Here is a 2,675-nt window from a genome sequence, read left to right as displayed (position 1 = left end):
GGGACCGGACTCGGCAGCACGCCGCCGGCTGCCGGCCGCGCAATGACAGGCCGCGCAGGAGCAGCCGGGGCGGCGCCGTCCGCCCCGCCGAGCGCGTCGAAGACATTGCGGATGTACAGGGCTTCTTCGCCGCCGTGGTCCGCCACGTAGACCACCTTGTCCGTCCCCAGCGGGCGGGCCAGGCGGGCGCGGACCCCGGGGGTGGACTCGACGGAGCGGGAGGGCCCGTCCCGGTGGGTGAGCCAGTGCACGGTGCCGTGGGTCTCGACCACCGAGGCCGTGCCGTCAACGTTCGGCACTGCCTCGGCCAGGTGTCGGGAGACGTTCAGCAGCGCCGGGCGGCGGGCCGTGGAGGCCGAGCCCAGGGTGATCTCCAGCTTCCGCGCCTCGGCGGCGAGGTCCTCCAGCAACCACAGCTGGCCCGCCGATTCGAAGACCACGCGGCGGCCGTCGCTGGCCGCGTGCCGGACGTAGAACTCCCCGTGGTCCGTATGCCGGCGCAGCCCGCTGCCGTCCGGGGCCACCGAGTAGAGGTTCCCGTAGCCCTCGTGGTCGCTGAGGAACGCGATCCGGCCGCCGACCCACATCGGGTCCACCAGGTTGCCAGCCAGCTCGGGCACCAGCCGCTGGAAGTCCCCGGACCCGTCCCGGTCCAGCCAAAGCTTGCCGGCCGTCCCGCCGCGGTAGCGCTTCCACCAGGCCGGCTCGCGGGAAAACACGCTGCCCAGGGCGACCGGGCGCTCGTCCCCCACCGCCGGCCCGAAGGCCACCGAATCCACGGGCCCGAACGGGAGCACCCGGGCCGCCGAGCCGTCCAGCGGTACAGCATGCGCCCAGGTGTGGCGGGATTCCTCCCGCTGGAAGGCACTGGTGACCATCACCTCGCCGGCGGGGGTGAAGCCCGTGACGCGCGTGGACGGGTGGCCAAAATAGGTCAACCGGCGGAATCCGCCGCCATCCACCGCCGCGGTCACCGCTTCGGGCGCGCTGCCCTGCACAACACTCCAGGCCAGGTTCCGTCCGTCCGGGGAGAACCGGGGATTGCGCGCCGGCAGCTGCAGCGAGGAAATCCGCCAGGCCCGCCCGCCGGCCAGCGGCGCCACCCAGACATCGTCCTCGGCGACGAACGCCAACAGGTCCTCGTGCAGATGCGGGTAGCGGAAGTAACTCGACGAAGTCATGGATCGATCTTAGTCACCGGCCAAGGCGCCCGTGGGCAGGGGGTGCAATCGGGGTGCCGGGCCGCCGCACTGTTCCCCCGCGCTGTCTTAAGTGCTGGGATGTTGCCATGAAGGTCCTGATCGCCGGCGCCTCCGGCCTGATCGGCAGCGCCTTGGCGCAGCTGCTGCAGTCCCGCGGGCACACCGTCGGCCGGCTGGTCCGCCGGCCTGCCCGCGCCCCCGGGGAGTCCAGCTGGAATCCGGCCGAAGGGAGCCTGGATCCGCAGGCGGTCAGCGGCCAGGACGCCGTGGTCAATCTGTCCGGCTCCGCCCTGCACCTGCGCCCGTGGACCCGCTCCGTCAAGGAGAACCTTGCCTCCTCGCGGATCATGAGCACCCGCACCCTGGTGGCCGCGATGGCCGCCGCCGAACGGCCCCCCGGCGTCTTCATCAGCCAGTCCGGTTCCGGCTACTATGGGAACCGGGGCGACGACGTGCTGACGGAGGATGCGCCGTCCGGAGACATCTTTATGTCGGCCGTCTGCCGGAAATGGGAGGAGGCGGCCCGCGGCGCACCCTCCCGGACAGTGATCACCCGGACCGGCATTGTCATGTCCCCGCGCGCCGGCGCCCTCCCGCGGCTGCTCGCGCCGCTGCGGCTCGGCCTCGGCGGCCCGCCGGGCAGCGGCCGCCAATGGTGGCCCTGGATCACGTTGGAGGACGAAGCGGCGGCCTTGGCCTTCCTGCTGGAGGCGCAGCTGTCCGGGCCGGTCAATCTCTGTGCTCCGGAACCGGCCCGGGCCGGCGACCTGGTGGCGGCCCTGGCGGCAGCGCTGGGCAGGCCGGCCCGTTTCCGGGTGCCGGAGCCGGTAATCACCGCGGTGCTCGGGGAATTGGCGGAGAACATTGTGCTGCCCAGCGCCCGGATGCTGCCGGCCCGGCTCCAGGCCGCGGGATTCGTTTTCAGGCAGCCGGCCGTGGCAGACCTCGCCCGCTGGGTGGCCGGCCAGCTGCACTGACGGCCGCGGCCGGCAGCCTGCCGTCAACCGCGCTCAACCATCGGGCGGCAGGACGGCGCTGACCAGCCAGCGCCCGTCCACATGCTCGAGCCTGACCTTCAGCCGCTGCTCCTTCGGTTCCGCCGCCTCCCGGACCAGCCCCGCCCGGCTGTGCTCCTGGAATGCCGACGTGGTCACCACGGCGGACAAAACCGCCGTGGTGCCGGAGGCTGCAGCCGGTTCCACGCTGCCGACCCCGGTTTCCAGCCCGCTCAACCAGTGGTCCCGGGCCAGCAGGGCGCCGATGATCTCCCGGTCCGCCGCCATCGCCGCCGAATCCGCCACATTGACGTCGTCAAGCAATCCGGTACTGCGCGTGCGGATGGCTTCGGTACGCAGCCAGGCCAGGCCGGCCAAGGCCGCGGCCGGGTCCCGGGAGGCCAATGCGGCACTGACCCTGCCCGGCACCGGACGGGCAGCAGGCACGGCCTGGCCGGAGGCGGCCGCCGCTGCCGCC

Annotated in this window: 1 protein-coding gene and 2 pseudogenes; 1 reads left to right on the top strand and 2 read right to left on the bottom strand. The window is 73.0% G+C overall.

The features are described from left to right. Nucleotides 1-1,181, bottom strand: a pseudogene (locus ACFQ36_RS22085) (peptidase S41); the annotation flags it as partial. Nucleotides 1,182-1,288: 107 nt separating this feature from the next. Here ACFQ36_RS22085 and ACFQ36_RS22080 point away from each other — a divergent pair. Next, nucleotides 1,289-2,179: a TIGR01777 family oxidoreductase gene (locus ACFQ36_RS22080; RefSeq protein ID WP_377017612.1), complete on the top strand. Its 891-nt coding sequence runs from the start codon at nucleotides 1,289-1,291 to the stop codon at nucleotides 2,177-2,179. A 33-nt stretch (nucleotides 2,180-2,212) separates the two neighbouring features. On the opposite strand, the pseudogene ACFQ36_RS22075 reads toward ACFQ36_RS22080, so the two are convergent. Beyond that, a pseudogene (locus tag ACFQ36_RS22075) lies at nucleotides 2,213-2,675 on the bottom strand (serine/threonine protein kinase); the annotation flags it as partial.

The sequence above is a fragment of the Arthrobacter sp. GCM10027362 genome, assembly GCF_042679445.1.
Classification (GTDB): Bacteria; Actinomycetota; Actinomycetes; order Actinomycetales; family Micrococcaceae; genus Crystallibacter.
Note: the sequence above shows the minus strand (reverse complement) of the source record. Positions and strands in the feature narration are given on the sequence as shown.